General features: G+C 67.5%; 26 protein-coding genes. 15 read left to right on the top strand and 11 right to left on the bottom strand.

Annotation, left to right across the window (positions count from 1 at the left end):
• The first annotated feature begins 598 nt into the window (after positions 1-598).
• On the top strand, positions 599-1,393 hold the full coding sequence (locus tag ACFTSF_RS31420) for a phosphotransferase (RefSeq protein ID WP_380157983.1): 795 nt from the start codon (positions 599-601) through the stop codon (positions 1,391-1,393).
• Here the strand turns inward: ACFTSF_RS31420 and dusB are convergent.
• From dusB to ACFTSF_RS31400, 4 genes are all read right to left on the bottom strand, one after another.
• A complete protein-coding gene (dusB, locus tag ACFTSF_RS31415; RefSeq protein ID WP_380157981.1) occupies positions 1,382-2,503 on the bottom strand; it encodes a tRNA dihydrouridine synthase DusB in 1,122 nt (373 codons plus the stop codon). The two genes, ACFTSF_RS31420 and dusB, sit on opposite strands and share 12 nt — an antisense overlap.
• 3 nt (positions 2,504-2,506) lie before the next feature.
• Positions 2,507-3,187 carry a hypothetical protein gene (locus ACFTSF_RS31410; RefSeq protein WP_380157979.1) on the bottom strand — a complete coding sequence of 227 codons (681 nt, stop codon included), beginning with the start codon at positions 3,185-3,187 and terminating at the stop codon, positions 2,507-2,509.
• A gap of 1 nt (position 3,188) precedes the next feature.
• Positions 3,189-4,574 (bottom strand): glycine--tRNA ligase, encoded by a 1,386-nt coding sequence (locus tag ACFTSF_RS31405; RefSeq protein ID WP_344153998.1) that lies wholly within the window; start codon positions 4,572-4,574, stop codon positions 3,189-3,191.
• 81 nt (positions 4,575-4,655) lie between these two features.
• Positions 4,656-4,937 (bottom strand): antibiotic biosynthesis monooxygenase, encoded by a 282-nt coding sequence (locus ACFTSF_RS31400; RefSeq protein ID WP_344154000.1) that lies wholly within the window; start codon positions 4,935-4,937, stop codon positions 4,656-4,658.
• Positions 4,938-4,970: 33 nt separating this feature from the next.
• On the opposite strand from ACFTSF_RS31400, the gene ACFTSF_RS31395 reads away from it, so the two are divergent.
• On the top strand, positions 4,971-5,279 hold the full coding sequence (locus tag ACFTSF_RS31395; protein WP_344154002.1) for a DUF6703 family protein: 309 nt from the start codon (positions 4,971-4,973) through the stop codon (positions 5,277-5,279).
• Here the strand turns inward: ACFTSF_RS31395 and ACFTSF_RS31390 are convergent.
• Genes ACFTSF_RS31390 through ACFTSF_RS31380 form a run of 3 tightly spaced genes read right to left on the bottom strand, consistent with a single transcriptional unit; the run spans position 5,276 to position 8,782 of the window.
• A complete protein-coding gene (locus ACFTSF_RS31390) occupies positions 5,276-5,815 on the bottom strand; it encodes a DUF305 domain-containing protein (RefSeq protein ID WP_380157975.1) in 540 nt (179 codons plus the stop codon). The two genes, ACFTSF_RS31395 and ACFTSF_RS31390, sit on opposite strands and share 4 nt — an antisense overlap.
• Positions 5,812-7,044, bottom strand: a complete 1,233-nt coding sequence (locus tag ACFTSF_RS31385) for a DUF1996 domain-containing protein (protein WP_380157974.1) — start codon at positions 7,042-7,044, stop codon at positions 5,812-5,814. The genes ACFTSF_RS31390 and ACFTSF_RS31385 overlap by 4 nt, the downstream gene beginning before the upstream one ends.
• Before the next feature lie 13 nt (positions 7,045-7,057).
• Positions 7,058-8,782: a discoidin domain-containing protein gene (locus ACFTSF_RS31380; protein ID WP_380157972.1), complete on the bottom strand. Its 1,725-nt coding sequence runs from the start codon at positions 8,780-8,782 to the stop codon at positions 7,058-7,060.
• A 130-nt stretch (positions 8,783-8,912) separates the two neighbouring features.
• Here ACFTSF_RS31380 and ACFTSF_RS31375 point away from each other — a divergent pair, with 130 nt between their 5' ends.
• Positions 8,913-9,908 (top strand): LacI family DNA-binding transcriptional regulator, encoded by a 996-nt coding sequence (locus ACFTSF_RS31375; protein WP_380157970.1) that lies wholly within the window; start codon positions 8,913-8,915, stop codon positions 9,906-9,908.
• Positions 9,909-11,103: 1,195 nt separating this feature from the next.
• Here the strand turns inward: ACFTSF_RS31375 and ACFTSF_RS31370 are convergent.
• Positions 11,104-11,646 (bottom strand): TetR/AcrR family transcriptional regulator, encoded by a 543-nt coding sequence (locus tag ACFTSF_RS31370; protein WP_380157968.1) that lies wholly within the window; start codon positions 11,644-11,646, stop codon positions 11,104-11,106.
• Positions 11,647-11,741: 95 nt separating this feature from the next.
• On the opposite strand from ACFTSF_RS31370, the gene ACFTSF_RS31365 reads away from it, so the two are divergent.
• Positions 11,742-12,962: an FAD-dependent monooxygenase gene (locus ACFTSF_RS31365; protein ID WP_380157966.1), complete on the top strand. Its 1,221-nt coding sequence runs from the start codon at positions 11,742-11,744 to the stop codon at positions 12,960-12,962.
• On the opposite strand, the gene eboE is transcribed toward ACFTSF_RS31365, so the two are convergent.
• Both eboE and ACFTSF_RS31355 read right to left on the bottom strand, forming a co-directional pair.
• Positions 12,928-14,082 carry a metabolite traffic protein EboE gene (gene eboE, locus ACFTSF_RS31360; RefSeq protein ID WP_380157965.1) on the bottom strand — a complete coding sequence of 385 codons (1,155 nt, stop codon included), beginning with the start codon at positions 14,080-14,082 and terminating at the stop codon, positions 12,928-12,930. The genes ACFTSF_RS31365 and eboE overlap by 35 nt on opposite strands.
• Before the next feature lie 117 nt (positions 14,083-14,199).
• Positions 14,200-15,492, bottom strand: a complete 1,293-nt coding sequence (locus ACFTSF_RS31355; protein ID WP_380157963.1) for a YibE/F family protein — start codon at positions 15,490-15,492, stop codon at positions 14,200-14,202.
• Positions 15,493-15,545: 53 nt separating this feature from the next.
• Here ACFTSF_RS31355 and ACFTSF_RS31350 point away from each other — a divergent pair, with 53 nt between their 5' ends.
• The 7 genes from ACFTSF_RS31350 to ACFTSF_RS31320 all read left to right on the top strand — a co-directional run bounded on the left by ACFTSF_RS31350 (position 15,546) and on the right by ACFTSF_RS31320 (position 20,753).
• The gene (locus ACFTSF_RS31350; protein ID WP_344154025.1) at positions 15,546-16,496 is read left to right on the top strand and encodes a metal ABC transporter substrate-binding protein; all 951 of its coding nucleotides are present in this window, start codon (positions 15,546-15,548) and stop codon (positions 16,494-16,496) included.
• On the top strand, positions 16,493-17,266 hold the full coding sequence (locus ACFTSF_RS31345; RefSeq protein ID WP_380157960.1) for a metal ABC transporter ATP-binding protein: 774 nt from the start codon (positions 16,493-16,495) through the stop codon (positions 17,264-17,266). Before ACFTSF_RS31350 ends, ACFTSF_RS31345 begins: the two co-directional genes overlap by 4 nt.
• The gene (locus ACFTSF_RS31340; protein WP_380157958.1) at positions 17,263-18,267 is read left to right on the top strand and encodes a metal ABC transporter permease; all 1,005 of its coding nucleotides are present in this window, start codon (positions 17,263-17,265) and stop codon (positions 18,265-18,267) included. The genes ACFTSF_RS31345 and ACFTSF_RS31340 overlap by 4 nt, the downstream gene beginning before the upstream one ends.
• Before the next feature lie 64 nt (positions 18,268-18,331).
• Positions 18,332-18,724, top strand: coding sequence for a Fur family transcriptional regulator (locus ACFTSF_RS31335; protein WP_344154032.1), 393 nt, complete (start codon positions 18,332-18,334; stop codon positions 18,722-18,724).
• 40 nt (positions 18,725-18,764) lie between these two features.
• Positions 18,765-19,199, top strand: coding sequence for a MerR family transcriptional regulator (locus ACFTSF_RS31330; protein ID WP_344154035.1), 435 nt, complete (start codon positions 18,765-18,767; stop codon positions 19,197-19,199).
• Positions 19,196-20,170 carry an aldo/keto reductase gene (locus ACFTSF_RS31325; RefSeq protein WP_380157956.1) on the top strand — a complete coding sequence of 325 codons (975 nt, stop codon included), beginning with the start codon at positions 19,196-19,198 and terminating at the stop codon, positions 20,168-20,170. The genes ACFTSF_RS31330 and ACFTSF_RS31325 overlap by 4 nt, the downstream gene beginning before the upstream one ends.
• An 88-nt stretch (positions 20,171-20,258) precedes the next feature.
• Positions 20,259-20,753: a GNAT family N-acetyltransferase gene (locus tag ACFTSF_RS31320; RefSeq protein ID WP_380157954.1), complete on the top strand. Its 495-nt coding sequence runs from the start codon at positions 20,259-20,261 to the stop codon at positions 20,751-20,753.
• On the opposite strand, the gene ACFTSF_RS31315 is transcribed toward ACFTSF_RS31320, so the two are convergent.
• Entirely contained in the window at positions 20,750-21,844 is a 1,095-nt protein-coding gene (locus ACFTSF_RS31315) for an S-(hydroxymethyl)mycothiol dehydrogenase (protein WP_380157952.1), read from the bottom strand. The two genes, ACFTSF_RS31320 and ACFTSF_RS31315, sit on opposite strands and share 4 nt — an antisense overlap.
• Positions 21,845-22,086: 242 nt before the next feature.
• Between ACFTSF_RS31315 and ACFTSF_RS31310 the strand changes: the two genes are divergently transcribed.
• Genes ACFTSF_RS31310 through ACFTSF_RS31295 form a run of 4 tightly spaced genes read left to right on the top strand, consistent with a single transcriptional unit; the run spans position 22,087 to position 25,719 of the window.
• A complete protein-coding gene (locus ACFTSF_RS31310) occupies positions 22,087-22,968 on the top strand; it encodes an ABC transporter ATP-binding protein (RefSeq protein WP_380157951.1) in 882 nt (293 codons plus the stop codon).
• A complete protein-coding gene (locus tag ACFTSF_RS31305) occupies positions 22,965-23,780 on the top strand; it encodes an ABC transporter permease (protein WP_380157949.1) in 816 nt (271 codons plus the stop codon). The genes ACFTSF_RS31310 and ACFTSF_RS31305 overlap by 4 nt, the downstream gene beginning before the upstream one ends.
• Positions 23,780-25,078 (top strand): sensor histidine kinase, encoded by a 1,299-nt coding sequence (locus ACFTSF_RS31300; protein ID WP_380157948.1) that lies wholly within the window; start codon positions 23,780-23,782, stop codon positions 25,076-25,078. The genes ACFTSF_RS31305 and ACFTSF_RS31300 overlap by 1 nt, the downstream gene beginning before the upstream one ends.
• Positions 25,075-25,719 (top strand): response regulator, encoded by a 645-nt coding sequence (locus ACFTSF_RS31295; RefSeq protein ID WP_380157946.1) that lies wholly within the window; start codon positions 25,075-25,077, stop codon positions 25,717-25,719. The genes ACFTSF_RS31300 and ACFTSF_RS31295 overlap by 4 nt, the downstream gene beginning before the upstream one ends.
• The last annotated feature ends 1 nt before the right edge of the window (position 25,720 follow it).

Genomic DNA, 25,720 nt, shown 5'->3' with positions numbered 1-25,720 from the left:
CGCGCACGATGGGGAAGGGGGCCGCGCACGGTGGCTTCAGTCGCGAGAAGGGGGCCGCGCACGATGGCTTCGGTCGCGGGGTGGGCGAGGGGCGGATGTGGGCGAGGGCTGGGGCCTCCTCGAGCGCCGAGTGTGACTAGCCGGCTGTCCGCAATCGTTTGCCAACGACCAACTCCTTTCACTCGCCGTGCCACTCCCTTCACTCGCACGGTGGCTTCAGTCGCGGGAGGGGGCTCGCGCACGGTGGCTTCAGTCGCGGGGAGGGGGCTCGCGCACGGTGGCTTCAGTCGCGGGAAGGGGGCCGCGCACGGTGGCTTCAGTCGCGGGAAGGGGGCCGCGCACGGTGGCTTCAGTCGCGGGAGGGGGCTCGCGCACGGTGGCTTCGGTCGCGGAGTGGGCGGGGGTTGGGCGGGTGGCGGGTGGCGGGTGGCGGGGTGCCGCCTGGTCTGGTGTACGACGGACGGGTAGTGGTGGGGGCGACGGCGAGCTGTGCGTCTGCGGAGACTCAGCGGATCGACCGTTGGCCTACCTCTACCCGTTGTTCTGTACGCCGAATAAAGGTGTCGCCCGTCACCAGTAAGCCGGATACGGTCGGCGGGTGGAGACGGTGGATATCGAGCGGGCGACAGCGGCGACCAAGGCGATTACTTCGGCGGAGGACTCGATCCTGCTGAGCAACTCGAACAAGATCGTGCTGCGGCTGTTGCCGGGCGACGTGCTGGCGCGGGTGGCGTTCGATGGCGAGCACGGGTTTCCGCAGGAGCTCGAGTTGGCCCGGCGTCTGCTCGAGTCGGGGAGTCCGGTGGTGGCGCCCACGGACTTGACTGTGCATGAGCGGGACGGGTTCGCGATCACCTTGTGGCGGTACTACGAGCCGCTGCAAGAGATTCCACCGGCCGAGTACGCCGCCGCGCTGCAACGACTCCACGTTGGGATGCGCGAGATCGACGTACCGGCTCCGCACTTCATGGATCGGGTCCGGGAGGCCGAGGCGATTCTGTCGGATCGGGTCGTGTCACCGGACGCGCCGGAGGCGGATCGTGAGCTACTGCTGGCCACGTTGGCCGAGCGGGGACAAGCGATCAGTACGTCGGGTGCCCGCGAGCAACTGCTGCACGGGGAACCGCACCCGGGCAACCTGTTGAGCACGAAGGACGGCCCGCTGTTCATCGACCTCGAGACCTACTGCCGGGGACCTGTCGAGTTCGATCTCGCGCATGCGCCGGACGAGATTGCCGAGCACTATCCGGGGATCGATCGGCAGGTGCTGGACGACTGCCGGTTGTTGATGCTGGCGATGGTGACGGCCTGGCGGTGGGACCGCAACGACCAGCTCCCGAACGGCCGACAGCGCGCCGAAGAATGGATCGCGCAGATTCGGTCAGCCGCCTGAGACGCCGATTTCGGCGTCGGCTAGGTCTTCGGTGAGGCCGTCGGTGTTGTCCAGCCAGCCGTTCGGGAGGATGACGCGCTCCCGCGGGCTGCCTTGGCGGCCGCGGGGTGCGCCCAGCTCGGCGGTCGGGAACGGGACTGTCGGGTCGAGCTGAGCGAGCAGCTCGTCGAGGTGGGCGAGCGTGTCGACCATGCCGAGGGCTGCGCGCAGCTCGCCGCCGGCTGGGAAACCCTTGAGGTACCACGGCACGTGCTTGCGGAAGTCGCGTAGACCGCGCTGCTCCCCCATCAGGTCCGCGAGCAGCTCACCGTGCCGGCGCATCACTGTGGCGACCTCGCCAAGGTTCGGCAGGTTGAGCGCCTCACCACCCGCGAATGCGACCGCGAGATCGCGGAACAACCACGGCCGCCCGAGACACCCGCGACCGACGATGACACCCGCGCACCCGGTCTCGGCGACCATCCGGAGGGCGTCACCGGCCTCCCAGATGTCGCCGTTGCCGAGCACCGGGATGTTCACGTGGTCGACCAGCTCGGCGATCTTCGTCCAGTCCGCCTGCCCCGAGTACGCCTGCGACACCGTCCGCCCGTGCAACCCGATCGCCGCCGCGCCCGACTCCTCGGCGATCCGGCCGGCGTCGAGGTAGGTCTGGTGGTCGAGGTCGATCCCGATCCGCGTCTTCATCGTCACCGGGATCCCGTACGGCGTCGCCGCCTGCACGGCCGACTTCAGGATCGCGCCGAGCAGATTGCGCTTCCACGGCAGCGCTCCGCCGCCGCCCTTCCGGGTCACCTTCGGCACCGGGCAGCCGAAATTCAGGTCGATGTGCGCGACGCCGTACTGATCGCACAACAGCTGCACGGCCTTCCCGATGTACACCGGGTCCACGCCGTACAACTGCACCGACCGAACCGTCTCCCGCTCGTCGAACGTGAGCATGTCCAACGACTTCTGATCACCCTCGACAATCCCGCGAGACGTGATCATCTCGCATACATACAGCCCGGCTCCCTGCTCAGCACACAACCGCCGGTACGCCGCATTGGTGATGCCGGCCATAGGCGCGAGCACCACGGGCGTGTCGATAGTGAGGTTGCCGAGCTTGAGCATTGGTTAGGCCTTTGCGACGAGGATCTTGCCGTCGCCGGAGATTCGAGCGTTGTGGGGAACTACCGCGTTCGCGGTGGTGGTGACGTCACAGCGGATGCCGTCACCACTCGATGGTACGACGGCGACCAAGTCCATCGTGCAGGCGATGTTCGAGGCGTCCGGGACCGCGCGCAGGACGGCGTCGACGACTTTTTCCTTGACGACGGCAACTTGTTCCGACGTGAACTTGTACGACGCGTTGTACGGCTGGGCGTTGACGGTCAACGTGCCCGTGAACGGCTTCCCGGCGTACGTGACCGTGCACTTCAGCGTGTGGTTGCCGGGCTTGTCCGCGGCGTCGATGCCGGGGCAGTTGACCGTGGTCTTCGCGGCCTTGCCGGCGGTGACCTGGGTCTGCTTGGCGATCGCGAAGCGGATCCGGTTGGCCAGCGGCGCGTCCGACTCCGGGGCCCCGGTGACGGTCGGGGTCGGGAACGGCTTGGTCGGCCTCGGGAGCGGCTTGAGGGTCGGCGTCGACGCGGTCGGGATCGGGGCCGACGAAGGCACCGAGGGACCGGAGGCTGACGGGGTGCTGCCTGACTTCGGGTCGGTGTCGGAGCAGGCGGTCAGCAAGAAGACGGCCAGGGCCGACACCCCGAACACGGCCAGGCCGAAGCGCAGACGCTCCCCAGTCAGCAGCCTCATGTCAGCAGCCCACCAGGGCCTGCGCCAGGTAGCCGGTGACCTCGCTGAGCGCGACGCGCTCCTGCTTCATCGAGTCGCGCTCGCGGATCGTGACCGCGTGGTCCTCGAGGGTGTCGAAGTCCACGGTGATGCAGTACGGCGTACCGATCTCGTCCTGGCGGCGGTAGCGGCGGCCGATCGCACCGGCGTCGTCGAAGTCGACGTTCCAGTTCTTGCGCAGCTCGGTGGCCAGGTCGCGAGCCTTCGGCGACAGGTCAGTGTTGCGGGACAGCGGGAGCACAGCCGCCTTGACCGGGGCGATCCGCGGATCGAAACGCAGTACGGTCCGCTTGTCGACGCCGCCCTTCGCATTCGGCGCTTCGTCCTCGGTGTAGGCGTCGAGCAGGAAGGCCAGCACGTTGCGGGTCAGGCCGGCCGCGGGCTCGATCACGTACGGCGTCCAGCGCTCACCCTTCTCCTGGTCGAAGTACGACAGGTCGGCGCCGGAGTGCTTGGAGTGCGTGGACAGGTCGAAGTCGGTGCGGTTCGCGATGCCCTCGAGCTCGTCGAACTCCTTGCCGCCGAAGTTGAACTTGTACTCGATGTCGACGGTGCGCTTCGAGTAGTGGCTCAGCTTCTCCTTCGGGTGCTCGTAGAACCGCATGTTGTCCGGGTTGAGCCCGAGACCGACGTACCAGTCCCAGCGCGCCTTCAGCCAGTACTCGTGCCACTCCTCGTCGGCACCCGGCGCGACGAAGAACTCCATCTCCATCTGCTCGAACTCACGGGTCCGGAAGATGAAGTTGCCCGGGGTGATCTCGTTGCGGAAGCTCTTGCCGATCTGCGCGATCCCGAACGGCGGCTTCTTCCGCGCGGTGCCCATCACGTTCGCGAAGTTGATGAAGATGCCCTGGGCGGTCTCCGGGCGCAGGTAGTGCAGGCCTTCCTCGGACTCGACCGGGCCGAGGAACGTCTTCAGCAGGCCGTTGAACATCCGCGGCGGCGTGAAGGTGCCCTTGTTCCCGCAGTTCGGGCAGGCGATCTCGGACAGCTCGACGGTGTCGGCGTCCTTGTTCTTCCGCCGGGCGAAGTCCTCGCGCAGGTGGTCGTCGCGGAACCGCTTGTGGCAGGACTGGCACTCGGTCAGCGGGTCGACGAACTCCGAGAGGTGCCCGGACGCCTCCCAGACCTTGGTCGGCAGGATCACCGAAGAGTCCAGGCCGACGATGTCGTCACGGCTCGTCACCATCGCCCGCCACCACTGGGTGCGGACGTTGTTCTTCAGTTCCACCCCGAGCGGTCCGTAGTCCCAGGCCGACTTGGTTCCGCCGTAGATCTCGCCGCACGGGTACACGAAGCCCCTCCGCTTACTGAGGCTGACGACGGCATCGACGGTTTCCACGGGCACTTTTGAACTCCAGAAACGGGCACAGGTCGGGTACGGAAAGGACCAGGCTATCGGTCCTGGGTGCTCAAAGTCGCATCCGTGCTACGGCAGCAACTCTTCGTAGGCGCTGGGCTCGTCAAGTGCCTGCGACAGCAGCGGTACGGCGGTCAGTTTCACCTCGTACGGCGAGAGCGCGCGCCGGTAACTGCCGATGTTCACGAACTCGAGGTTCAGCGCGAGCAGTTCCGGGTCGTCGACGTTCCGCCCGGTCCGGGCCGCCACGAACCCCTTCTGCCGGCTCAGCACCTCGACGGCAGCGTCCAGCCGGACCGCGAACTCCGCCTGCTCTGCCTCCGGAACCCGGAATCTGATCACCACGAACACGGGGGCGAGTCTAGGACCTGGAACAATAGGTCCATGAGCTCCCCCAGCAGTCAGCCGGTGAGCCCGCTCCGGCAGCGGATCACCAAGATCAGTTACCCGTACGTCGCGCGGCTGCACGGAATGCCGAAGCTGACCCTGCCCCTGATCACCGGTGTCCTGGCCCTGGTCGGAGTCTTCGCTCCGGTCCCGGTCGCCGTACCGGCCCTGATCCTGCTGGCCCTGGTCCTCGGCTGGCTGGCCTTCCTGTCCTGGCCGGCCGTCACCACCGGCCCGAAGTTTCTCCGGGTCTTCTCGATCCTGGTGATCCTGCTGTTCGGCGTCTCCCGGATCGCCGGCGCCTAACCCAGCCGGGCGGTTTGCGCCGCCCGGTCCTTCTCGATCGCGACGGCGAGCTGTTTGACGCCCGCCTCCTGTCCGGCGGCTTTCACGCTGCGGGTGACGAGCGCCGACTGGGCCAGGTGGTCCTTCACCTCGGCCCGCAGCACCTTGTCGAAGGCGGTGCCGCGCAACTTCTGCAGCGCGGCCACCTCCTCGTCGGTCATCATCCCGGGCATGTTGTGCCCGGCATGAGCGTTCGCGGTCGGCAACCGCGCGCGGTCGCGTAAGGCGATCAGCCGCTTCAGCTCAGCCTGATGGGCAACGGTCAGCTCCGCGGCCAAACGCCGTACGGCGGGGTCGGTGGAGTTGGTCGGCACGAAGCCCAGGATGTGGAGGAACTGTTCGTCCATCGGGATCATCAGCCCTAGCCACGCCGCATCGGTCGGGTTGAAGGCCGAATCGACAGCAGCGACGGAGGCCGCCGGAGCAGGAGGTTGCGGGGCCGAACCGCATCCTCCGAGCACTCCGGCGACCAACGCCAGTACTAGGTACTTCTTCACGGATGGCCGTCCGCCCCGCACTTGATGATCGGGCGGATGCAGTCGTTGACCCGGCGGGCCATCTCGTTCACCGGCCAGGCGTTGAAGAAGTCGCCGTGCATAGTGAATCCGCCGCCGCTGGCCAGCCGGAAGCCGGCCGTCGGGCCGTTCACCGGATAACGCAGTACCTGACGCAGCTTCGGCACCGGCACGGGGTGGGATGCCGGGCAGTCGCCGTTCACCGGGTACGCCATGTGGCTCTTGTGATCCGGTGAGTCGAGGTCACGTCCGTTCCAGCACTGCGGGAAGTCCAGGTAGGACTCCAGCATCGACCCGGCCGGGCAGGTGATGAAGTCGTGCCCGGAACCCGCGTCACCGGCGTGCAGACACGACCACCGCGAGATGGTGTTGTCGTTCGGTCCGGTGGCTTTGGCGTTACCGGCCACGATCCGCAGTCCGTACGGCAATGGCTGGATCCGCGCGATCACGTCGTCCCGGACACCTTCGCCCAGGTAGTAGAACGTCGTACCCGTCGGCTCGACCGGCTGGTTGTTCGAGTAGAACGTCGGCACCCAGTACGACGAGGTGTCAACCGCCGGGTTGCAGCTGGTCGGCGAATTGGCCAGGTCGTCGACTGTGGTGTTGGCGTTCGTGACGGTCGCACCGAAGAAGCTGTGCATGTGCGACGCCCCGGGCATGTTCGGGAACACGATCGGGTCGTCCGGGAGTCGGTGCGTGTACGCGCAGTCCGCGAGGAACTCCGCGACCCGCACGATCGGTCCGCCAGTTCCGCCGTACACCTGGAACTCCCAGAGCGACGCTCCCCATTGGGTTGCGCGCTCGGTGACGAGCACTCGCACATAGCGGCCGGAGCCGGTGATGGCGAGGTTCTGCTCACCGCCGGTGCCGTTGGTGGTTGTGTGGGCGGTGACCCACTCGTTGCCGGTGTTGGAGGTCTGGATCTGGAAACCGCGCGCGTACGCCGCCTCCCAGCGGAGCAGCACGCGGTTGAACGACTGGGTCGACCCGAGGTCGATCCGCAGCCATTGGTTGTCGGCGAAGCTGCTGGCCCAGCGGGTGCCGTTGTCGCCATCGACGGCCGCGGCGGCCGGCGTACCGGCGTTCTCGATCGACGAGGCGAGGGCCGGGCGGTTCTGGGACAGCAGGGTTTCGGCGGCACTCGCCGTACCGGCGCCACTCACCAGGAAGGCGCCGAGTACTGCAAGCACTGTCAGCAGAGCTCTTCTCATGAGCGAACTCCTCTCAGTGGTAGACGCGGACGTAGTCGACGAGCATGCGGGACGGGAACGGCGTCTGCGCGTTCGGCGGGCCGGGGAAGTCGCCGCCCACGGCGAGGTTGAGGATCAGGTAGAACGGGTGGTCGTAGATCCACGGGCCGCGGGTCGCCTCGAGCTGGGCCTTGTCGACGGTGAAGACCGTGGTGCCGTCGACCTGGTAGGTGATCCCGGTCGAGTTCCAGAGCATCGTCCAGGTGTGGAAGCCGTCGGCGAAATCCGCTCCACCGGGCAGACCGTAGGTCCCGCCGTACCCGCCGGCGCCGTTGTAGGCCGGGGCGTGCAGCGTCGAGTAGCCCTTGGTGGTCTCGCGGCCGAGGATTTCCATGATGTCGATCTCGCCGTTGTACGGCCACGGACGGCCGGTGAGGAAGTCGCTCCCCATCATCCAGAACGCCGGCCAGAGACCATTACCCTTCGGCACCTTGATCCGCGCCTCGACCTTGCCGTACGTCGTGTCGAACTTGGTGCCGGTGTTGATCCGGCCGGACGTGTACTGGCAGGTGCCCTTACCGCTGACCGGGTCGATCGGGCACGTCGTACCGGGGGTTTCCTGACGCCGGGCCTCGATCACCAGGTTGCCTTGGCCGTCGGTCTGGATGTTGTCGTTGTTGGTGTAGACCTGCAGTTCGTTGTTCTGGCCGATGCCGGGGTCGGCGCGCCACTTGTTCGCGTCGGGCTTGGCGCCGGCCGGGGTGTTGAAGTTGTCCTCCCAGATCAGCTGCGGCGGGTTCGCCGGATCGGCCGGCGGGGTCGGCGGCGTGTTCGGCGCTCCCCCGGTGCCGTAGACCTGGAACTCCCACAGCGAATACCCGTACGGCGTGTTGCGCTGCGTGCCGTACATCCGGACGTAGCGGCCGGTGCCGGAGACGGTCACGGTCTCCTTGAACCCGGGGCCGTTGGTGGTCGAGTAGATCGTGGTCCAGTTGTTCGCGTCGTTCGAAACTTGGAGCTGGTAGGACTTCGCCGAGGCCGGATCCCATTGCAGGACTACCTTGTCGATCTGCGCGGTCGCACCGAGGTCGACGTAGATCCAGCCCGGGTCGACCCAGCCGGAGTCGGTCGCGGTCGCCCAGCGGCTGGCCGGGTCGAGGTCGAAGGCGCGGGCCGGCGTGCACTCCCAGCAGTTGCTGTCGTGCTGCTGCGTGGACGCGACACCGGGCTTGTTGTAGGACAGCAGACCGGAGCCGGGGCCAGGACCGCTGCTGCTGCCGAAGACCCTGAACTCCCAGAGCGAGTAGCCCCACTGGGTCGCGCGCTGGGTGCCGAGCAGGCGGACGTAGCGCCCGGTCCCGCTGACATTGAGAGTTTGGTTGCCTCCGGCACCATTCGTGGTGGTGTTGATCGTGGTCCAGGTGCTGCCGTTGGCGGAGGTCTGGATCTGGAAGGCGGTCGCGTACGCCGTCTCCCAGGCGAGCTGCACCTGGGAGATCGTGGCGCTCGCACCGAGGTCGACCTGGATCCACTGCGGATCGGTTCCGTGCGCGCTCGACCAGCGGGTTCCGGCGTCGCCGTCGACCGCGGACGCGGCGCCGAAGACGGCGTTCTCGGTCGAGGAGGCGGTGGCGGTCTTGCCTTGGGACAGCAGGACATCGGCGGCGCGTGCGGGCAGCGCGACGACGACACCGAGTAAGAGGGAGAGAGCGGCCAGGGCGGCAGCGGCTCTCGAACGGGCTCTGGTGAGATGTGGCATGGGCGTCTCCGGGGCAGTCGGAATGCACATCGATCAAGTTGTCGGGGAACGTTCCCTGAGAGGGAGACTGTGCTCCTCAGGGAACGGTGTCAAGGGTTGACAGGTTCCGGAACCGTGGCATCCTCGGGACATGAGACGGCCGACCTTGCACGCGGTGGCGGCCCGGGCCGGGGTGTCGAAGTCGAGCGTGTCCCGGGTGATCAACGGGGAGCCGACCGTCGCGCCCGCGATCCGGGAGATCGTGATGGCCGCGGTCGCCGAGCTCGGCTACGTCCCGAACGGCGCCGCCCGCAACCTGGTCACCCAACGGACCAACACGATCGCGATCATCGTCTCCGATCCCCCGGCCGGCCTGGTCTCCGACGACCCGATGTTCGCAATGGTCGTCCGCGCCGCCAGCCGCGAACTCGAGCGCGCCGGCAAACAGGTCTCACTCGTCCTGGCCGGCTCCGACGAGAGCCGCCTCCGGGTTGAGCAGTACCTCGCCGCGGGTCACGTGGACGGCGCGATCCTGGTCTCGATGGACGGCGCCGACCCGCTCCCCGCCGTACTGTCGCGAACCGGTCTCCCGATCGTCTCGCACGGCCGCCTGGCCACCCCCGGCCTGATGCCGTGGGTCGACAACGACAACCACGCCGGCGCCACCCAAGCCGTCCAGCACCTCCTCGACCAAGGCCGCCGCCGAATCGCCACCATCTCCGGCCCTCTCGACATGACCGCCGCCCAAGAACGCCTGGCCGCCTACCGAGACACCCTCAAAGACACCGGCCGCCGCTCGATCATCGCCCTCGGCGACTTCACCCGCATCTCCGGCGCCGACGCCATGCGCCAACTCCTCGACGACGACCCCACCCTCGACGCCGTCTTCGCCGCCAACGACCTGATGGCCATCGGCGCCCTCCGCACCCTCCGCCAAGCCGGCCGCCGAGTCCCCGACGACGTAGCCGTCATCGGCTTCGACGACATCGAAGCCGCCCTCTACACCGCCCCCGCCCTCACCACCATCCGCTCCCCCATGACCGACCAAGCCGTCCACACCGTCCAACTCCTCCGAACCCTCCTCACCACCGGCACCGCCACCCCCGTAACCCTCCCCACCGAACTCATCATCCGCGAATCAGCCTGACCCCACCCCGAGCCGGTACGACGTTGTGCACGGATCAACCATCTGCGCAGCCGGACGATGGTCGACGGGTGCCCAAGGTGAGCCGGTCGGTCGACCTTGAGCACGATTCGACCGTTTCGGCGGGGCTCGCGTGGTTGATGGGTACTCAAGGTGACTCACGCCCGCGATCTCGGGTCCCCGGGGCTGCTCGGGTGCGTTAGCCGATGGATTTTCGTCACCGAGTCCCCGAAATCCCTCGGATAACGCAGATCTCAGGCAGCACGTACCTCGGCCACAGCCCGTCAGCCCAGGCAACGTGGAACCGCGGTCACCGGCCTCGCCATCCAGCCCAGCCATCCGCTTGGCTCACCCTCAGGCCTTTGTCGGCCGCCGTTGGCGGTCGAGTGGGTACAGGCCGAAAGAACTCGGCCGGGGACGTGCGCTGTGGCTGATCGCCACTCCCGGCCGATCTGAAAGACAAGGTGGCTGGGCGCCGCGGTGGCTGACGGGGATGGCGCGGTCGGCGACCGCGGCTTCACGTCGCTTGGGCTTGCCGGGCTCTGGCTGGGGAAGTTGAGGTTCCGTCGCCTGACAGTGACCGTTGCTGGAGGTTGGGGTGGATATTCGCCCTGACCGGCCCAGTTTTCTCCCCACACCGGTTTGGGGACGGATCGCACCGTCCGCACGGCGATGCGGGGAGGATCGCCCCCCGAATCCGTCGGGGATCCGCCCCGAACCGGTTTGGGGACGGGGATGCGGCGACCCGTTCGCTGCAGGTTCTTCACGTCCGGCCATCCGGGGAGACCAGTCCTGCTCGGCCGCGGGTTTCTTCGGGGTTGCCTATCGAGTTGGGGGGTTGCCCGCTGAGATTCTGCGGGAGCTGGGGCGTTCTACCCGTCGTTTTCGGGGGGTGCGACTCCCCAGCCCCGGCGGGCATCCGCGCGCAGCAGCCCGATCTGCCCCAGCGCATCGCGGCGGTCAGCTGGTAGCCGGCCTTCTCACCGGCCGCAACCCAAGCCCGTCAGCCCCAGGCAAGGTCGGCCACTGGTCGCCGACCTCGCCATCCAGCTCAGCCACGGACCCGCCCAGCCACACCTCTTTCTGTAAGCCGGCCGCAGCGGCGAGCAACCACCGCCGCACGCCACCGGCCGCATCCGAGCGATGCAGCACCCGGCACCCCGAACACCCCGAGGCGCGGAGGCGCGGAGGCGCGCGCTCAGGCTGGGCCTAGGCAGTCGACTGCGGCGGATACGGCGGCGGTTCGGAGGGCTTCGAAGGGCTCGTCGTCGAACATGACGGCTGAGTCGGAGAGGCCGCCTAGGGCGACCATGGCTCGGACTTTGGCGTCGAGGGTGGGGGTGGGGCCGATGAGGAGTTCGGTGAGGCGGGCGCGCCACTCCATCATGCGACTGGCGAGTTTGAGTTCGGTGAGTACTGCCAGGTCGCGGATGACGATTTGGATCAGCCAGCGGTGTTTGTGCGCCAGGTCGAAGTACGACGACATGAGGTCCTGGGTGGTGACGGGGGCTGCTGCTTCTTGGGCGGTGACGTAGGCGTCGAAGTCGTCGATGAGGGGCTGGACGAGGCTGTTCAGGAGGTCTTCGCGGGAGGCGAAGTGGTAGTAGAGGGCGGGTTTGGTGACGCCTAGGCGGTCGGCGATGTCGCGCAGGCTGGTCTGCTGGACGCCGCGCTCGGCGAACAGCTCGACCGCGACCTGCTGGATGCGGGCCTTGGGGTCGTCGGTGCGCAGTCTGGGCATGAGACGAGGGTAACTGACCTTCCGTTCAGTAAGCGGTTGACATGAGGCTTCCGATCCTGCTTACCTTCCGTTAAGTAAACAAAGGGAGGCAGACCATGAAAGTCCTGATTTCCGGTGCGAGCGTGGCCGGGCCGGTGTTGGCTTACTGGCTGGAGCGGTACGGGTTCGAGACGACCGTCGTGGAGCGCACACCGGCGCTGCGGCACGGCCTTGGCGGGCATGCGGTCGACCTGTTCGGGCATGCGGCCGACGTCGTACAGGCGATGGGGTTGTGGGACGAGATCGTCGCGGCCCGGACGATGATCGAGAAGCTGACGATTGAACGCTCCGGCGCCAAGCCCGTGCATGTCGACCTCAGTCGCTTGTACGCCGGGATGTCCGACCGGCACGTGGAAATCCTGCGCGGCGAGCTCACGCGCATCCTGTCGGCCGCGGACACCTCCGAGTACCTCTTCGGCGACTCGATTACCTCGTTGAACGACGACGGCGACGGGGTCGACGTCACCTTCGAGCACAACGCGCCGCGGCGATTCGACCTCGTGATCGGCGCCGACGGCATGCACTCGAATGTGCGCCGGCTGGCGTTCGGACCGGAGGAGTCGGTACGACGGCACCTCGGCGGCTACCTCGCCGTCTACTCGACACCGAACCTCTTCGGGCTAGGCAACGAGACGCTGACCCACCAGTCAATCAACCGGCTCGTGGCGATGTACGGCGTCCGTCAGACCGGGCAGGCCCGGGCGGCCTTCCTGTTCCGCACCGAGAACGAACTCGCCTACGACTACCGCGACAAGGATCAGCAGAAGGCCTTACTGGCAAAGGAGTTCCGTGACTACGGCTGGCGCGTACCGCAACTGCTCGAGCACCTCGAAGCCGCCAATGACTTCTACTTCGACGCCATTGCCCAGATCACTCTCGACACCTGGCAGCGCGGCCAGATCGGGCTGGTCGGCGACGCCGGCTACTGCCCCGCACCCGCGGTTGGCGGCGGAACCAGCCTCGCCATCGCGACGGCGTACATCCTGGCCGGGGAACTGGCCGTGAACGGTCCCGACGGACTGCGGTCCTACGAGACGAAGGTCCGGCCGATGGTCGACCGGAGTCGCGCGATCGGTCCGAAGGTGATGGGCTCGATCATCCCGGGTGGACCGGCCACGCTTCGCCTGCTGCCATGGGCGGCATCCGTCGTACCGAAGTTGCCCACGCCGATCCAGCGGTTCATCTGGTCGCAGAACGCCGTCGGCAAGGCTCTCGGGTCGGAGCCATTGCCGACGTATGCAGCTAGTCCAGGATCTCCTGCAACCCCAGTCCAGTAAGGCGATCCCGGAGCCACTCGAGCTCCCCGACGATGCGCTTGGCGAGCTGCGCCCGGGTCCGCGGCTGGCGGGTCCACGTGTAGGTCTCCGACTCCAGGTGATGCGTCAGCGGATGCCCGCCGCCGACCAAACGGCCCAGACACTCATCCAGTACGGCGGTAGTCGCGGTGAGCGGCGCCGGCGGCGGTTCGTGGGCAGCGATGTGCGCGTGCATCCGCCAGCAGGCATGACCGGACAACTGGTAAGCCAGATCCACATCATCGACACCCGGCCCACACCACTCCCGCACCTGACGCAGATACTTCGGATCACTGAGCTCAGCCAGCACCTGCCGACCCAGTCCGTCGGACGGGTCGACCAGCTGCGGAGCCACCGACAGTTGCGCCTTCACCACATCCACACCAGCCCGCCACAGCGTTTCGAACGCCGGACCCGGCTCCTCGAACTGGACCGCGAGATGACACGTGTCCAGTCCGAGGCCGATCCGCGACCGACCGGCGTCCGGGCTGACATAGGTGCTCAGCCAGCCCGCGGCCTGCCCGACCATCTCCAGCACGCACCCCGGCTCGGGCTCGACCGCGATCCGGATCCGCCGACCGGTACGGCGTTCGCTCCGATCCAGATGGAATTCCAGCCGATCGAACGCCACCCGGGTCGCCGCGTCACGCTGTTTCGACCAGGGCTCGCGCCAGGCCAGCGGCAGCGTCGAGATCGAGCCGTACTCCGCATCCGGCGGCAACAGCTCGGCCAGGATGTCGACCAGATCGACCGTGTAGCGCAGCCGCTCGGTGTCGGTCCAGTCCGGGCAGTAGACCTTCGAACCGACGATCTTGTCGACGAAGGCCGAGTGGGCGACCCCATTGAGCGAGACGACCTCGAGCTTGTGGCGGGTCAGCGCACGCTGCAGCCTTCGCAACGCGACCGGCGAGTTGGCCAGCCGATCGGCGAGCGGGCTCACCAGCCACAATCCGATGCCGAGCTTCGGTACGCCGAGCTCGGCCCGGGCGACGCCCGCACAGCCCTCAAGCCACTTGATCAGCTCATCCAGGTCCGTGGCCGGCAGAACTGTGGCGGAATACCCCAGATGGACGACGGAACCGTCCCGATGGCGGAATCTCATCAGCACTCCTCACCGCGCGCATTGGCCACAGAAGGTAGTCGTTGGCGGACTCTCCGTGACGTAATTGCACTCTAGGAGTCTGTGGACCCACGGGGAAGGGCTGCTTTTCAGTTGTTGTCAGTTAGTGTCGGTTTGGTCGCTGTGCGTGACGAGATCCCGACTGCGGTCGGCCACAGCGAGGGCTGCGAGCGTGGTGGTGAGCGGTACGGCGGCGATGATCCCGAGGCTGCCGACCAAGCCACGAACGACCTCCATGGCGACCATTTCGGTCGACAGCACGTACTGGCCGGGCAGACCTTGGATCGCGAAGGTGATCAGCACCGGCATCGCAGCACCGGCGTACGCGAGGACCAGCGTGTTCACCACCGAGGCGACGTGGGTGCGGCCGATCCGCAGCCCGGCGCTGATCAGCTCGGCGCGCGACGCGGACGGGTTGGCGGCGGACAGCTCCCAGACCGCGGCCGCCTGGGTGACCGTGACGTCATCCAGGACGCCGAGCGCACCGATCACCATGCCGGCCACCAACAGACCGGTCAGACTGAGGTTCGGCGCGAACTGCTTGGCCGCCGAAGCCCCGTCCGACGCAAGCCCGGTCAGCTGACAGAACTTGGTGAAGAACCATCCGAGTACGACGGTCATCCCGAGCGCGGCGATGGTTCCGGACAACGCGATCGAACTCTCGGCGTTGATCCCATGGGTCAGGAAGAGCGCTATCGCCATGATCACCGTGCCGCCGACCACCGCGACCAGCAGGGGATTCGAGCCCTTCAGAATCGCCGGCAGGATGAACTGGGTCAGCATCACCGCGGTCACCGCGAGGGCTATCAGCGCGGCGAAACCTCGCCAGCGCGACAAGGCGACCACCGCCAGCGCGAAGACCGCGGCCAGGATGAGCAACGGCTTGCTGCGGTCGTGGTCGACGTACTGATAGCGCTCGGCGATGGTCTTGGCGTCGGTCTGGACGCCGAGCATGATCGACTGGCCGACCTCGACCGGGATCGGGACCTTGCCCGCCTGCGGCACCTGGACGGGCGCGGTCTTGCCCTTGTCCGGGCCCGTGGACAACTTGATCGAGGCGAGATCGCACTGGTCCCGCTTGTCCGGGCAGGGCGCGAGCTTGGTGACCTCACCACGGGCCGTGTCGGTCTGGTACGTCGAGACCTTGACCCCGCCGCCCGGCCACATCACGATCATCGCGATCACCGCGGCCGTGATGATCGGCGCCAGTACGGCGGCGACCACTATCCGGACGCGGCGAGCCACGATCGCGTCGTTGTCCACCACGGACGTATCGACGACGTGATCGCCGCCGTGACCGTGCCCGTGGCCGTGTCCTGCCGGTGTTTCGAGGGTACGGCGGCGGGTTCCCCGGCGGTCGGCGCGGCGGCGCCCCACGGGTCGGTGGCTCATCGATTGAACTCCCTGTTTTGACAATCATCTCCACTTAAATGAAAATGATTGTCATGAGATCTAGTGCTCGCGCTGTCGTCGCCGGTGCCGCCGTCCTGGCGGCCGTCACCCTGGCCGGATGCGGCGGCGATTCCGCCGCCGGTGGCTCCGGCGGCAAGCTCGACGTCGTCGCTTCGTTCTACCCGCTCGAGTTCATCGCCCGCACAGTGGGGGGTGACGCGGTCAATGTCACCACACTGACCGCACCCGGCGTGGAGCCGCACGACCTCGAGCTGACGCCGAAGCAGGTCGGCCAGATCGCCGGAGCGAAGCTGGTCGTCTTCGAGAAGGGTCTGCAGCCGGCCGTCGACGAGGCCGTCGAGCAGAACGCGAAGGACGCCGGGTTCGACGTCGCCCCGGCCGCTCAGCTGGAGGCCACCGGCGCGGACTTCGAGGAGCACGAGGAGGGCACGGCCGCCAAGCCGGCTTCGCACAACGAGAAGGCCCTCGACCCGCACTTCTGGCTGGACCCGATCCGCTACACCGCCGTCGTGAACGCGGTCACCGACAAGCTCGCCGCGGCCGACAGCGCCAACGCGGAGGCCTACAAGGCCCGCGCCAAGACACTGCTCGACGAGGTCGGCAAACTGGACGGCGAGTACAAGACCGGTCTGGCGAACTGCAAACTCAAGACGTTCGTGACGAGTCACGAGGCCTTCGCCTACCTCGCGAAGCGGTACGGTCTGACGATGGTGGGCATCGCCGGGTTCACCCCGGACGCCGAGCCGACCCCGACCCGCATCAAGGAGGTGCAGGAGATCGTGAAGTCGCAACACGTCACCACGATCTTCTACGAAGAGCTGGTCAGCCCGAAGGTGGCCGAGACGATCGCGCGGGACGTCGGTGTCAAGACCGCCGTACTGAGCCCGATCGAGGGCCTGTCGGACGCCAACTCGTCGGAGACCTACCTGAGCCTGATGCGGGAGAACCTCTCTGAGCTCCGGAAGGCGAACAGCTGCGCGTGACAGCTCCACAAGACGCGGAACCAGACACCGCCGCGAAAGCCGTCCAGGTCACCGATCTCTCGGTCGACCTGGGCGGTCGTCTCGTGTTGCGGGGGGTCGATCTGCAGATCCGCCAGGGCGAGGTGGTCGCCGTACTGGGGACCAACGGCTCCGGCAAGTCCACCCTGATCAAGACGGTAGTCGGCCTGCTGCCGGCCGCGCGTGGTGAGGTCCGCTTGTTCGGTACGCCGGTTCCTCGGTTCCGCGCGTGGAAGCGGATCGGGTACGTACCGCAGCGGATCACCGCAGCGGGCGGCGTACCGGCGACTGTGTATGAGGTGGTGTCGTCCGGGCTGCTGTCGCGGCGGCGGTTGTTCGCCCCGCTCGGCGCGGCTGGGAAGGCGGCGATCGAGGACGCACTGCGGGTCGTGGACATGGCCGACCGGCGCAAGGACGCGGTCGCGGAGCTGTCCGGTGGTCAGCAGCAGCGCGTGCTGATCGCGCGAGCCCTCGTCTCCGATCCCGAGTTGCTGATCCTCGACGAGCCGACGGCCGGGGTCGACCTGGCCAGCCAGCAGATCTTCGCCGACGCGATCCGCGAGCGGGTCGCTCGCGGCACCACGGTGGTGATGGTCAGCCACGACCTCGGGCCGATGGACGCGCTGATCGACCGCTCGGTCATCCTGCGCCGCGGCCGGATCGTGTACGACGGTCCCCCGCACGCCTCGCAGACCACTGCGCACGTCCACCATTCGCACCAGGCTGACGACTCGGGATGGCTCACCTCATGACGCTTTTCGAGTTGGAGTTCATGCAGCGCGCATTGATCGCGGGGCTGCTGACCGGGCTGTCCGCGCCGGCGATCGGCACGTACCTCGTGCAGCGGCGGTTGTCGCTGATGGGTGACGGGATCGGGCACATCGCGATCACCGGTGTCGCTCTGGGTCTGCTGACCGGTACGGCGCCGGTCTTCACCGCGATCATCGTGTCGATCGTCGGGGCGACCGCGATCGAGTTCGTCCGGGCTCGCGGGAAAGCGTCCGGCGATGTCGCCCTCGCGCTGCTGTTCTACGGCGGCATCGCGGGCGGTGTGCTGCTGATCGGCCTGGCTGGGCAAGGTGCGGCCACACTCAACACCTACCTGTTCGGCTCGCTCACCACCGTCTCCGCCAGCGACCTGTACGTCGTGGTCGGGCTGGCCGTGACTGTTCTGGTGATCGCGATCGGGCTCGGGCCGCAGCTGTTCGCGGTCTGCCAGGACGAGGAGTTCGCCCGGGTGACCGGGTTGCGGGTCCAGCTGCTCAACCTGCTGATCGCGGTGATGGCAGCCGTGACCGTGACGGTCGCGATGCGGACTGTCGGGCTGCTGCTGGTCAGTGCGCTGATGGTGGTTCCGGTGGCGACTGCGCAGCAGATCACGCGGTCCTTCCGCAGTACTTTCGTGACTGCCTGTGCGATCGGCGTGACCGCGTGCCTCGCCGGCATCATCACGTCGTACAACGCCAACGTCGCGCCAGGCGCGACCATCGTCGTACTGGCGCTGGCCGGATTCGTGGTCGCCGCGACCGTCGGCACGCTGCTGCGACGCCGCTCCGGCCGGGTCGCTCCACTGGACGACGAGGAGCCCGAGGTCGGCGTACCGACTCCTGCGCCGCATGTGGTCAGCGCCGCGCACCCGCACGCACACAGCCAGGAGTGCGGCCACAAGAAGGTCGAACACGGCGACCACGTCGACTACGTACACGACGGTCACCTGCACGCGGCGCACGGAGACCACTGGGATGAGCACTGATTTGCTGAGTTCTGAGACAATTACTGGCGATGCCGCGGAAAAGCCGGTGAGGACAGGAGGAACGGTGGCCATCGGAACACGCTCGACCCGTCAGCGCGCAGCTGTCGCATTGGCGCTCGACGCGCTCGACGACTTCCGGACTGCCCAGGAGATCCACGCGCAACTCCGGTCCGCCGGGGAGGCCGTCGGGCTGACCACCGTGTACCGCACGCTGCAGGCACTGGCCGATTCCCGCGAGGTCGACGTACTGCGGACGGCTGACGGCGAGACGGCGTACCGGCGCTGCTCGAAGGGTCACCACCACCACCTGGTCTGCCGCAACTGCGGCCGGACCGTGGAGGTCGAAGGGCCGGCCGTCGAGCGCTGGGCCGACAAGGTCGCCGCCGAGCACGGCTACGCCGATATCAGCCACACCCTGGAGATCTTCGGCACCTGCGCCGACTGCCAGAAGATCTGAACTTGCCTTAGAGCGCGCTCTAAGGTTTAGCGTCGAGGACATGGAAACGATCCTCGCCGCACCGGTCGATCTGACCTTGCTGGGCCTGCTCGAGCTGCCCGCGGACCTGCCGGAACGACTCTCGATCGCCGAGGCCGCCACGGCCACCGGACTGACCGCACACACACTGCGGTACTACGAACGCGCCGGACTGATCACCGTCGCGCGGGACGAGTCCGGCTACCGGTCCTACGACCGGCAGGCGATGGCCCGGATCGTGTTCATCACGCGGCTGCGTGCGTCCGACATGCCGGTCGGTGCGATCAGCCACTACCTCGACCTCGTGGCGGCGGGCCCGCGGACCGAGCCGGAACGGCTCGAGCTGATGCGCGCCCACCGAGCCACGATTCTTCGCCGCCTGCACGACCTGCAGGCGGCTCTCGCGGTGACCGATTACAAGATCGCCGCGTACACGCCATCTGGAGCAGATCAATGAAACTGGGTAATCAAGGCGCCGAGGTCAGTCGGCTCGGCCTGGGCTGTATGGGGATGAGCTTCGCGTACGGCGAGGCTGACGACACCGAATCGGTCGCGACGCTGCACCGGGCGCTCGATCTCGGGATCACGTTCCTCGACACCGCGGACATGTACGGGTTCGGGGCCAACGAGGAGCTGATCGGCCGGGCGCTCAAGGACCGCCGGGACGAGGTGTTCCTCGCGACCAAGTTCGGGATCGTCGGTGATCCGCGGGACCGCACGAAGCGCGGTGTGGACGGTTCCCCGGAGTACGTGCGGGCCGCGATCGACCGGTCGCTCAGCCGGCTCGGCGTCGACCACGTCGAGCTGTACTACCAGCATCGCGCGGATCCCGCCGTACCGATCGAGGAGACAGTCGGGGCGATGGCTTCGCTCGTGGAGGCCGGCAAGGTCCGGTACGTCGGGTTGTCCGAGGCCTCGGCGGAGACCATCCGGCGGGCCCACGCCGTGCACCCGATCACCGCGGTGCAGTCGGAGTGGTCGCTGTTCAGCCGCGACATCGAGGAGTCGGTGCTGCCGACCTGCCGCGAGCTCGGGATCGGCATCGTGCCGTACTCGCCGCTCGGCCGCGGCATGCTCACCGGCGCGCTGCCGGACCAACTCGCCGCCGACGACTTCCGCCGTACCCTCCCGCGCTTCAACGGCGAGAACCTGGACACCAACCTCGCGCTGGTCGACCGGGTCCGCGCGGTCGCAGCCGGGCTCGGCGTGACGCCGGGCCAGGTCGCGCTCGCCTGGGTGCTTGCTCAGGGCAACGATGTGGCGCCGATCCCGGGGACCAAGCGGCGGAAGTACCTGGAGGAGAACGCTGGAGCCCTGACCGTGGAGCTCGGCGCGGACGATCTGGCGGCGCTCTCCGAACTCACCCCGGTCGGGACCCGCTACCCCGAGATGACCTGGGTCGACGGGAACACCGCACCGCTGGGTTGATAGACTGCTCGCAGTAAGCCTTCCGTACCGGATGATTCCGGCGGGAGGCTTTTCTGCGTTCCGAGTGCATTCCGGGTGGAGGAGACTGATGACGGATCTGGCCGTACGGCGGTTCGACGCCGACGATCGAGTGGTGATGGAGCGGCTGTACCTGATGTTCCGGCACGACCTGTCCGAGTTCCAGGGGCAGCTACCGAACCCGGACGGGAGCTACCGCAGCGACTGGCTGGAGTCCGCGCTGACCGGCGATCCGGAGTGGGCGGGGTACATCTTCCACAGTGGTGAGCACCCAGTCGGGTACTGCCTGATGCGTGCGCTACAGCAGCCGGTGCGGGTGCTGAACAGCTTCTTCATCGTGCGGCCGATGCGCCGCGGAGGTCTCGGACTGCGCGCGGTCCAGGAGGTGCTCGCGCAGCACCCCGGACCGTGCGAGGTCGCGTTCCAGGACAACAACGCGACCGCCGTCCGCTTCTGGCGCCGGGTCGCGACGACGATGTCCGGGGACGCCTGGACCGAGGAGCACCGCGCGATCCCCGGCAAACCCGACGCCCCTCAGGACACCTGGATCTCGTTCACCGTCTAGAAAATCACGACCGACCGCAATACGTCGCCGTGGTGCATCTTGGTGAAGGCGGCCTCCACGTCCTCGAGCGCAATCGTCTCGGAGACGAAACGATCGAGCGGCAGCCGACCCTGGAGATGCAAGTCGATGAGCAACGGGAAATCGCGGCTCGGCAGACAGTCGCCGTACCAGCTGGACTTGAGCGAACCACCGCGACCGAAGAAGTCCAGCAACGGCATGTCGAGCCGCATGTCCGGCGTCGGCACCCCGACCAGTACGACCGTGCCGGCCAGATCGCGCCCGTAGAACGCCTGCTTCCACGTCTCGGGCCGGCCAACCGCGTCGATCACGACATCAGCGCCGTACCCACCGGTCAACTCCTGGATCGCCTCGACCACACCATCGTGGTCAAGATCCTTGGAGTTGATCGCGTGAGTCGCGCCAAGCTCTCTCGCTGTGGCGAGTTTGCGCTCGTCGATATCCAGCGCAATCACCTTCGCCGCACCCGCCAAGCGCGCGCCGACCACGGCCGCCGTACCGACGCCACCGGATCCGATGACCGCGACGGTGTCACCACGCCCGACGTTCCCGGTGTTGATGGCGGCACCAAGACCGGCCATCACGCCACACCCAAGCAACCCGGCAACCTCCGCCTTGGCCGCCGGATCCACCTTGGTGCACTGCCCGGCCGCAACCAGCGTCTTCTCGGCGAACGCCCCGATCCCGAGCGCCGGACTCAGCTCAGTCCCATCGCTGAGCGTCATCTTCTGCTTGGCGTTATGCGTGTTGAAGCAGTACCAGGGCCGCCCGCGCAGGCACGCACGACAGTTGCCACACACTGCCCGCCAATTCAGTACGACGAAGTCACCGGGCTGCACGTCGGAGACCCCGTCCCCCACGCTCTCCACGATCCCCGCCGCCTCATGCCCGAGCAGAAACGGAAAGTCGTCGTTGATCCCACCCTCGCGATAGTGCAGATCGGTATGACAAACCCCGCAAGCCTGGACCTGCACCACCGCCTCCCCCGGCCCAGGATCCGGAACATTGATCTCCTCGATCGACACCGGCGCACCCTTGGCCGCCGCCACCACACCACGCACCGTCTGTCCCATCCCCCGACGCTAACCGCCTGACCCAGCTCCCGTCAGCACCTGTGGCGTGGCGGATTTTCCGCGTCCCAACGACAGGACGTAGACGTCCACTACCCCGCCGCCGCACGCTCACGCCCCCGCCGGCGAGCGCGGAATCCAGCGACACATCCTGTCCTTCGGAGGATCCTGTCCACCGGTTGGGGGACAGCGGGTCAACCGGGCGGTGCTCCCCCGACCCCGGTCTCCGGCGGGAGAGTTGGGGCATGGAGACAGACAAGGCTGTGAGGGTGCGGGGGCTGGTGAAGCGGTACCCGGACAAGGTGGCGGTTGCGGGCGTGGATCTGGACATCTACCGCGGCGAGGTGTTCGCGCTGCTGGGGCCTAATGGGGCTGGGAAGACGACGACCGTGGAGATCCTGGAGGGGTATCGCCGCGCCGACGAGGGGGAGATCGACGTACTGGGGAGTGACCCGGCTCGGGCCGATCGGCAGTGGCGGGCGCGGATCGGGATTGTGGCGCAGTCGTCGCGGGACGAGGCTGAGCTGACGGTGGCTGAGCTGGTCCACCACTTTGCCGGGTACTACCCGTCGCCGCGCGATCCCGAGGAGGTGATTGCGGCGGTCGGGTTGGAGGAGAAGCGGAAGACGCGGACCCGGAAGCTGTCCGGTGGTCAGCGTAGGCGGCTTGACGTTGCGCTTGGAGTGATCGGGAACCCGGAGCTGCTGTTTCTGGATGAGCCGACGACCGGGTTCGACCCCGAGGCGCGGCGGCAGTTCTGGACGTTGATCGAGAACCTGCGCACCGAGGGCACCACGATCCTGCTGACCACGCACTACCTGGACGAGGCCGAGCAGTTGGCGGACCGGGTCGGGGTCATCACCGACGGGAAGATGCTCGAGGTCGCGACGCCGGAGACGCTGGGCGGTCGCGGCGCACGGACAGCCCGGGTCTCCTGGTTGGCCGCGGATGGGATGCGGGAGATCCGCACCGACACCCCGACCGCGGAGGTGTCGCGACTCCTTGCGCAGTACGGCGGTGAAGTACCGGAGCTGCAGGTCCGTCGGCCCAGCCTGGAAGACATCTACCTGGAACTGATCGGCAAGGCCGAAACGGCGGAAGCCGACCTGGAAGGAGCAGTTCGATGAGCACCACGGTGAACCTGCCGTCGCCGCTGAAGGTCGGGGTATCGCGGACCAAGCTCGAGGTGAAGGAGTTCTTCCGGGAGCGCGAGCAGCTGATCTTCACGTTCTTCTTCCCGATCATCTTCCTGGCCATCTTCTCGGCCGTGTTCAGCAGCACCGACTTCTCCGGCGGGGTCACCGCCGCGACCTACTTCACGCCCGGGATGATTGCCTCCGGCATCTTCCTGTCGAGCTTCCAGTCGTTGTCGATCTCGATCGCGATCGAGCGCGACCAGGATGTCCTGAAGCGCCTCCGCGGGACGCCGATGTCCCCGCAGTCGTACTTCGCCGGGAAGATCGGGCTGGTACTGATCACCTCGATCCTGCAGTTCGGTCTGCTGCTGTTGATCGCCGGGCTCGTCCTCGACGTCAGCATCCCGACCGAGCCCGAGAAGTGGCTGCGGTTCCTGTGGATCTTCGTGCTCGGTACGGCGTCCGGCTCGGTGCTCGGGATCGCGTTCTCCGTCGTACCGCGGTCCGGCAAGGCGGCGTCCGCCGTCGTCACCCCGGTCGTCCTGCTGCTGCAGTTCATCTCCGGTGTGTACTTCGTCTACAGCAGCCTGCCGGCCTGGATGCGGACGCTCTCGGAGTTCTTCCCGCTCAAGTGGCTGGCCCAGGGCATGCGGTCGGTGTTCCTGCCGGACAGCTTCGAGTCCGTCGAGCCGGGCGGTTCCTGGCAGCTCGGGACCGGGGCGATCGTCCTCAGCATCTGGCTGGTCGTGGGACTCGTCATCGCCCAGCGCGTGTTCCGCTGGACCCGGCGGGACGCGGGCTGATGGACCACCTGGCCGGTACGGCGCTGGCCCGCGCGGGCGAGCGTCGTACCGGCGCGTTTGCTGCCTGGAGCCTGCCGTGGAGGAAGATGGTCGTCATGGAGGCGACCACTGCGCGGGCGGACAAGGTGATCGGGGACCGCACCCTGCTCGGCTGGGACATCGTCTACTGGGTCATGCTCGCGATGACGCTGGCCGTCACACTCACCTCGGGTACCTCGCACCGGTGGATCGCCGTCGGGGCGACAGTGCTGCTGGGTACGACGTACCAGTTCGTCGGGCGGCCGGCCATCCGGTCGCGGCAGCTGGTGCCGTCGTTCGTGTACCGGGTGGTGTTGATCGGTTGCCTGATGGTGATGGTCGGTCTGAGCCCGGCGTCGGTCTTCATGATGTTCATCGCCTCGGCTCAGGTCTGGCTGCTGTCCAGGGATCTGCGGGACGGCATCGGGATGAGCGTGGCACTCGTGTTCGGGTGCGGGACCGCGCAACTGTGGAGCGCCGGCTGGGGCTGGGCGGCCTTCTGGCAGATCCTCCCGTGGATGCTGGTCAGCCTGGTCGTCAGCCTGTTGTTCGGGATCTGGATCGAGCGAGTCATCGCCGAGAGCCAGCAACGCGCCGTACTGATCGACGAACTGCACGCGGCCCGCGACGAGCTCGCCGAGGCGCACCACAGCGCCGGTGTGATGGCCGAGCGCGAGCGGATGGCGCGCGAGATCCACGACACGCTCGCGCAGGGCATGACGAGCATCGTGATGCTGTCGCAGACCGGTGCGGCCGAGTTGGCGCGCGGCGGTGACGGCGTGGCCGCTCGCCTGGCCCAGATCGAGGCGACCGCCCGGGAGAACCTGGCCGAGGCGCGGGCGTTGGTTGCCGCGTTCACCCCGGTTGTGTTGTCCGAGGCAACCTTGACCGAGGTACTGCGGCGGCAGGGCGAACGCTTTGCCGCAGAAACCGGCGTCGATGTCCAGGTGCTGCTGGATCTCGACGAGTCCGAGGTCGTCGCGCTTCCGCAGTCCCAGCAGGTCGTGCTGCTGCGGGCGGCACAGGAGGCGCTGGCAAACATTCGTAAGCACGCTCGGGCGACTTCGGTGCTGATCACGCTCGGTCTGTCGGACGGGCGCGTCAGTATCTCGATCCGCGACGACGGGTCCGGGTTCTCGGTGGCTGAACCGTCGATGGGCTTCGGGTTGGCCGCGATGCGCGGTCGCGTCGAGGAGTCCGGCGGTACGGTCCAGGTGGAGAGCTCGCCCGGGCACGGCACTACAGTCCAGGTCCTCATCCCAGTTCAGGAGGGCGCGTGATTCGCGTACTGGTCGTCGACGACCACCCCGTGGTGCGATCCGGTCTGATCGGCATGCTGTCCGTCACTGACGACATCACGGTGGTTGGCGAGGCCGGGGATGGGTCGGAGGCGTTGGCGCTAGTCGAGTCGACGCGGCCGGACGTCGTACTGATGGATCTACGGATGCCGCGGACCGATGGGGTGACGGCTACAGGCGCGATCGCGTCTGGGTATCCGGAAACCAAGGTACTGGTGCTGACGACGTACGACACGGATACCGACATCCTGCACGCCGTTGAGGCGGGGGCGACGGGGTATCTGCTCAAGGACACGCCGCATGCTGAGCTTCTCGACGGCATCCGCGCCGCTGCCCGTGGTGAGACCGTGCTGGCACCGCCGGTCGCTGCACGGCTGATGTCCCGTCTGCGTACGCCGGCTCCGTCGGCTGTGACGGCTCCTTCGCCGCGCGAGCTGCAGGTGCTCGCTGCCGTTGCCCGCGGGCTCAGCAATGCGGAGATCGGTCGGGAGCTCTACATCGGCGAAGCCACCGTGAAGACGCACCTGCAACGCCTCTTCACCAAACTCGACGTCGACGACCGCACCCGCGCCGTCACCGTCGCCCTCGAACTGGGGCTGCTCCCTAACCCTCGCTCTGGGTGAC

It is taken from the genome of Kribbella sp. NPDC056951, assembly GCF_042674205.1.
Taxonomy (GTDB): Bacteria; Actinomycetota; Actinomycetes; order Propionibacteriales; family Kribbellaceae; genus Kribbella; species Kribbella yunnanensis.
The sequence above is the reverse complement of the archived record's forward strand: the minus strand, read 5'-3'. Positions and strand labels throughout refer to the sequence as shown.